General features: G+C 38.7%; 5 protein-coding genes. 3 read left to right on the top strand and 2 right to left on the bottom strand.

Annotated elements, in window-relative coordinates:
* Positions 1 to 53: 53 nt before the first annotated feature.
* Both SANK73390_RS02285 and SANK73390_RS02280 read right to left on the bottom strand, forming a co-directional pair.
* On the bottom strand, positions 54 to 1,193 hold the full coding sequence (locus tag SANK73390_RS02285; RefSeq protein ID WP_462763028.1) for a glycoside hydrolase family 18 protein: 1,140 nt from the start codon (positions 1,191 to 1,193) through the stop codon (positions 54 to 56).
* Positions 1,174 to 1,785 carry a LysE family translocator gene (locus SANK73390_RS02280; RefSeq protein WP_261595263.1) on the bottom strand — a complete coding sequence of 204 codons (612 nt, stop codon included), beginning with the start codon at positions 1,783 to 1,785 and terminating at the stop codon, positions 1,174 to 1,176. The genes SANK73390_RS02285 and SANK73390_RS02280 overlap by 20 nt, the downstream gene beginning before the upstream one ends.
* Before the next feature lie 650 nt (positions 1,786 to 2,435).
* On the opposite strand from SANK73390_RS02280, the gene SANK73390_RS02275 reads away from it, so the two are divergent.
* From SANK73390_RS02275 to SANK73390_RS02265, 3 genes are all read left to right on the top strand, one after another.
* On the top strand, positions 2,436 to 4,565 hold the full coding sequence (locus tag SANK73390_RS02275) for a TonB-dependent siderophore receptor (protein WP_462763024.1): 2,130 nt from the start codon (positions 2,436 to 2,438) through the stop codon (positions 4,563 to 4,565).
* A gap of 150 nt (positions 4,566 to 4,715) precedes the next feature.
* On the top strand, positions 4,716 to 5,537 hold the full coding sequence (locus tag SANK73390_RS02270; RefSeq protein WP_462763021.1) for a nicotianamine synthase family protein: 822 nt from the start codon (positions 4,716 to 4,718) through the stop codon (positions 5,535 to 5,537).
* Positions 5,538 to 5,542: 5 nt separating this feature from the next.
* Positions 5,543 to 6,802, top strand: a complete 1,260-nt coding sequence (locus SANK73390_RS02265; RefSeq protein WP_462763019.1) for an MDR family MFS transporter — start codon at positions 5,543 to 5,545, stop codon at positions 6,800 to 6,802.
* The last annotated feature ends 12 nt before the right edge of the window (positions 6,803 to 6,814 follow it).

Genomic DNA, 6,814 nt, shown 5'->3' with positions numbered 1-6,814 from the left:
GCTTTCCTAGTGAAAATAAATAGCACACCAATAAGTAAAACATTTCACCATCTTTATTGCAGTTCATTATTTGGGCAATTATCATTGAGTATAGATTGGGCCGATTTAAGTAGGCTATGCTCAGGACTTCGATGATCAGAGGTTACTTCAAACATAAAAATACCACCTAGTAACTCATCCTTTACATAGCTAAATTTCTTTTTTATGGTTTGTGGTGATTCAAAATAGATATTATTAAATTTCTCTTTAGCTATATCTGCCAAATTTCCATCGAGTTCATTCACTATACTGCGATAAGAGTGATGATTTATCGTATTATTCGACGCATTTTCAAACTCAATGCCGTACGCTGGTACGCCAACTAAAACCTGATTTCTATTAAATCCTCTGTCTAATACGAACTCGATGGATTTTATGAATGTACTATAGTCTGAGTGGTATCCAATCACTGATTCAGGCCAAGCACCAGTAAAGTCAAATGCCATTAAATTAACGTAATCTGCATGCTTTTGTAGTTCAGGAAGGTATTGCTCTCCAACCCAATTACCCGCCATAATATCTACCGTAAGAAGCAACTCTGGTTTCATAGTCGCTTTTAAACGTTTAACAAGATCTACTAGTTGTTGACTTTCGATAGGGTCATTGCCACTTTTTCCTTGCACATGCTGATAAGTCCAATATTCCCAATCTATATCAATACCGTCAATTTTATGATGTTCAACATACAACAATAAATTAGATACAAACTCTGTTACTAGCTCATAATTTTTATAAAGTTCAACAAATCCTTGGCTCCCCTTACCTGCACCACCGACAGAAATAATAACTTTTTTATCCTTACTATGAGCCAATGAAACAAGAGTATCTACAAATAAATCAGTCTCTTGGGAATGCAGCTCACCGGTAGACATTGGGTAAATTGAAGAAATGGCAATATGCGTGAAATCATTCCAAGGCAATGACTTTAATTCTGCATTACTATGCTTCCAAACAGGATAAACTGCAATAATGGGTTTACAACTCGGTTCAGAGATATGTTCAGCGTACATACTGCCTGATTTTTCAGAACAACCTAATAATGCTAAAAAAGCTACAAAAAAAATATATCTAACAAATAACTCCATACCAACCCGTTTATACATCTCAGTAAGCAACATGCATACTTGCAGCGCTCTACCTGCTAGCTGTAGCAAGACCAACACCAAAACACACAAAAATACTACCACTTACCTTGTTTAAAATAGCGCCGTCTTGTTTTGACGAAAACTTTGTTTTGGCAAGTGAGGCAAACAATGCATAGGCAGTATGAATCATAAGAACCAGTACGCTAAAAGTAACAGCTAAAAGTATAAACTGGGCCATGTAGCTTTGCGTTGTATTGATGAATTGGGGGAAAATAGCGATAAAAAACACAATGGCTTTTGGGTTTGAAACAGAAACGAAAAAACCTTCTAAAAAACAATATCGATAAGAAACGCTTTGCAAAGTGGGCGGTTGATCAACGCCTCCTTTAGATCGCAACATTTTAATACCCAAATAAATAAGGTATATCGCCCCCATCATTTTTACTACAGAGAAAGCGAAAAGAGAATTCGCAAGCAAAACACCAACGCCTGTAGCGGAAATGACAGCAACAAGCAAAATACCGAGCGAGACCCCAAAAATACCAGCTAGTGTTCTTGGTAACCCTCTTTGCATGGAATTGTTAAGCGTTAAAACAACTGCTGGGCCAGGAACCAAAATAGTCACCAAAGCAACACCAATATAAATGAGGTAATTATCCATTTATTCTCCTAATTATAGCTATTAAATAAGCAGTTTTAATCAAAACTACAGACTCATTGAAATATCCACATTATCGGCCTTTATTAACTAGTCTCTTAAACTCTTTTTTACTAGAAAGTGTTAGCCATTTTTTGTAGTCAATTTTGCGGCACTTGCACTACCCCAAGTAATATATCAACATATTTCACAACTGTTATCTTTTTTTGCATTAACTTGTAAGTTTTCATTTCCTATTTTTATTCATCATCTCTAAAGTTGACTGGCTAAATATTAACGCCTTTTACACATATACAAATCAACTTAAAATATGGCGATTACAGTACATTTAATCAGTTAAAATTCTTTAAATACTTCATAGTTAGTAAGTGCTATAAGCTATGTTCAAATATTCACAATCATGCCTTAGAGTATCTTTAAGCTGTTATTTTTCATTTTCATTGGTTAGGCACCCATTTAATAAAAATGAGTGCAAATAAATCATAAACTTATTTCTACTTTCTAATTTATTAGCGCAGAGAAATATAGCGTGCTTATTCACTTAAAAATATTAAAGAACAATCCATTCTATTAAACGATTAACGCTTAACAGCCTGAAAGACTCATGATACAGTACATAAAATGTTATAACATATCAAAATGAAGGATTGATAATGAAACCCTCACATTATGCTTGTCGTTTAAGCGTACTTTCTCTTTCACTGGCTGCCGCTTTTTCGGCTCAAGCGAATGATAACTCAGCAATAGAGACAATTGAAGTCACCGGCGAGCGTCAAGCTTATCGTGGTGAGTTTACTCACTTACAGTCTCCAGAAGCTGTTTTAGAATTTGATGCAGAACTTATTGAAAGCACTGGCTTAAATGGCTTAACACAAATTCTAGATATGTCGGCCTCAGTGAGCCGTCAAAATAGTTTAGGTGGGCTTTGGGATAGTTTTGCTATTCGTGGCTTTTTTGGCGATGAAAATGTGCCCAGTGGCTATTTAGTTAATGGCTTTAATGCCGGTCGAGGTTTCTCAGGGCCCCGTGATGCCTCAGGCATTGAACGAGTTGAGGTACTCAAAGGGCCAAAGGCGGCACTATTTGGCCGAGGGGAGCCTGGCGGGTCAATTAACTTAGTCACTAAGAAGCCGACATTTACGTCTTCAAGTGCGTTTGAATTAACTTTGGGCAGCCGCCAACATCAGCGTGTAGAAGCTGATGTTAACACCGTATTGTCTGATAATTTGGCAGGTCGATTTATCGGCTTTTACCAACAAGAAGACAGCTTTCGCGACACCATCGAAACACAAAAACAAGGTATTACGGCTGCATTTGCTTTTGAACACAATGAACGCTCTTCTTGGACATATGAGCTTGAATATGCAGAGCAAGAAATCCCATTCGATAGAGGCATTATCGCGTTGCAAGGTAATTTTGATTTTATGCCTATTGAACGCTTTTTAGGTGAGCCAGGTGACGGGCCCACTACCACAATGGTACACGGACACCAACTGCAGTGGCAATATGATGTCAATGATGTATGGCAATTAAGCTCTGCGCTGGCATTTAGACAAACAGAATTGGATAGCTTATCAAGTGATGCTGATGTGTCACCTTCACGCCAAAAACTATACCTTGATGGTCAAACCTTAACACGCCAACACCGAAGTAGAGCGTATGATACAGATCAATACGTGGCGCGTTTTGAGTTAGCGGGAGATATTGAAGCTGGCAGATTTAAGCATCACATCATCGCAGGTATCGACTATGACCGCTTCGAATTTGATAGAGATTATCGTGTTGCGCGAGCACCCGCTCTTAGCACGAGCCCTACTAACGCACAGTTATATGCATTGAATATACATAAACCAGTTTATGGACAACATACACCACCCACACCAAAGCCTGTGGTTGTACGTCAACAAAACCAGTGGGCGACAGGTATGTATATTCAAGATCAAATCAGTGTGTCTGACTCATTACAAATACGAATTGGAGGCAGGTTTGATTGGTTAAAGCAAACAACTGACGATAAAATGCGCAACCTGTCTGCGGAACAATCTGAGCAACATTTTAGCCCTCAGCTGGGGCTTGTATATCAATTAGCTGACAACTGGTCACTCTATTCAACTTATGGTGAAGGATACCGCTTAAACTTTGGAACTGACCATCAAGGTAATGGCTTTGAACCCAATCAAAGTGAGTCTGTAGAGCTTGGCACAAAATGGTCATTAATTGATAACAGTTTAGATATTACGCTGGCCTATTTTGACAGTGAACAAACCAATATTATTGTCGCCGATGTGCAAAACCCAGGATTTAATACCGCTATTGGCGAGGCTAGCAGCCGTGGTGTTGAACTAGATATTGCAGGACAATTACCTGGTGATGCACAAATTAGATTTTCATATACGTACCTTGATGCTCAAGTAGAAAAAGACTCGATAGATACTGGCTTATACGTTGGCATCAAAGCGGGTGATGAGTTACTGAATATTCCAGAAAATGCGGCAAGCTTACAGCTTATCAAACATTATAAGATCTATGACAAGAATATGTCTGCAGGCATTGGTTTTCAATATGTTGATAAGCGATTAGGACAACGCGGTAGTGATTTCTATTTGCCATCTTATGTGGTTTTTAACCTCTTTGCTGAATATGAAGTCAATGAGCGCTGGGCTATCAAAGCACAAGTGCATAATGCGTTCGACCGTAAACATTATACTAACTCATATACACAAATGTGGGTTCAACCCGGTGAACCTCGTAAGATTCAACTTTCAACTTCTTATAACTTCTAACCTAAAAAAGTGCCTTGTTCCACAAGGCATTAATTTGCTTTTAGCAGCATGTATATAGTTTAGGTAAAATACTTCCACACACTCGTTTACACACAAGCAACATTAATGATATGTTATAACATAAATTAAAAATGGCATAGCAACTTACTTATGACGATATCTCACTCGGTAGAAACCCATGCGGCACACATTGCACATGAATACAAAAATATTACATCAATGTCTAAACTCGAAATAACACCAGACAATATGAGCAAGTTTCATCGCTTTTTAGACTTATTATCTAATGAGCATGGCAGTGAGTTTGCAACTGGTGTATTAGCTCAACCAGATATTCAGCAAATAAAACCCGGTATCCAACACTTATTCAGTCAAGCATCAAGTTTGTATGAAAGACACTGGGCGCAATGCCTTATTCAAAGCGAAGATTCACAGACTGTATTAAGACAAGAGTATCCTTATTTTCAACATTATGAGCGAGCAACTGGCCTTGAGATTAACGCGATTTACTCATTGGCTACCGAACCTGTAAAAAATGTTTTAATGGTTGGCTCAGGGGCGCTGCCACTCACCTCTTTGGCGTTGCTTAATGCCGATTTGGTCGTAGATAACTTAGATATCAACCAATCAGATCTCATGCTAGGCAAAGCGGTTAGTGAAGCCTTGAGGCCAGACAAAAAAATGACCTTTATTCACAATGATGTGTGTAAGCAAGAACAATTACAGCAATATGATGTTATTTGGCTTGCGGCATTAGTCGGTGATGAAAAGATTAAAGATCAGATCATTAAACATTTATTTGAACACATGCGCCCTGGTGCACAATTGGTGGTGCGCACAGCGTATAACTTGCGCACATTACTATATCCTAGTATTGATGAGTCGGGTCTTTTGCCATTTGCACTGAAATTAAAGGTGCAAACATATGCAGATAACTTTCACTCGATTTTAATTGCACAAAAGCCAGTGTAATCATTATGTCTATTTTTTCTTCTTATCAAAAGCTCAATAATCAATATCGCTGGATGCTATGCGCCACATTTGTATTCAACTTGGGTTTTTATATGCTGATCCCATTTTTAGCCGGATACTTAAAACAAGACTTACTACTGAGTGCAACACTGGTAGGTATCGTGCTTGGTGTTCGATCATTTTGCCAGCAAGGCCTCTTTTTAGTCGGTGGGTTACTGGCTGATTTATTTGGTGCGAAAACACTCATTGTCATTGGCTGTTTACTGCGTGCGATTGGGTTTTTACTCTTTTTGTTCGCGCAAATAACGCCGATGCTATTTATCGCTGCTTTTTTAACTGGCTTTGCGGGGGCACTGTTCACACCCGCTGCACAAGCTTATTTTGCGAAACAAGAAATAATCAGTCGAGCACAAATGTTTTCATTAGTCGGGGTAGCAAGAAACGGTGGTGAATTATTAGGCCCGCTGTGTGGCTTGCTATTGCTCAATATAGGCTTCGATATTTTGTGTATTGTAGCATCCATACCATTTTTAATTTTTACCGTGGTATTTACTATTTTGCTGCCTAAATCTGCTATTTCAAGCCATACAAAACACAACACTAATACAAGTTCAAAGAATGTATCAAGTATGATCTCTCGCGTATTAGGCAATAGAGGTTTCTTAAAGTTTTCTGCCATTATGATGGGCTATTTTATGCTCATCAATCAAATTTCTTTTGCGATCCCCATTCATATTGTTAATCAATCTGGCGAATTACAAGATGTGGCATGGGTGCTTACACTGTGTGCAATTATTGCGATTTGCTTGCAATTTCCAGTAACTCGGCTGTGTGAGCGATGGCTTGCACCTCAACATTGGATAACAATTGGTATCGCGTTGATGGGCTTATCATTTGGTTCCCTTGTACCAGATTGGCCTTTTAATGAAGGTATACTTTACTACGTACCACTGAGTGTGTTGGCGATCGTATTTACACTGGGCACCATGGTCAGCTTTCCTTTTATCATGAGTCAAATATCAGATTTGGCTAACAACCATTATGTTGCCACACATTATGGGTTCTTTTACCTGTTTGCAGGCGTTGGACTTATCGCCGGTAGCAGTATCGTAGGCCTCGCATTTGACTTATCGGATATTAGTACACACTTGGCATGGTATTGCTTAATGGCTATAGGTCTTGTGAGCGCAGTATTACATGCACTGTTAATGCCCTCACATGTAGAGCAAGAACAAAGCCGGTTAACTCACCCATCTACCCATTAGTAAGGAAATTTT

The organism is Pseudoalteromonas sp. SANK 73390 (assembly GCF_054966645.1).
Note: the sequence above shows the minus strand (reverse complement) of the source record. Positions and strands in the feature narration are given on the sequence as shown.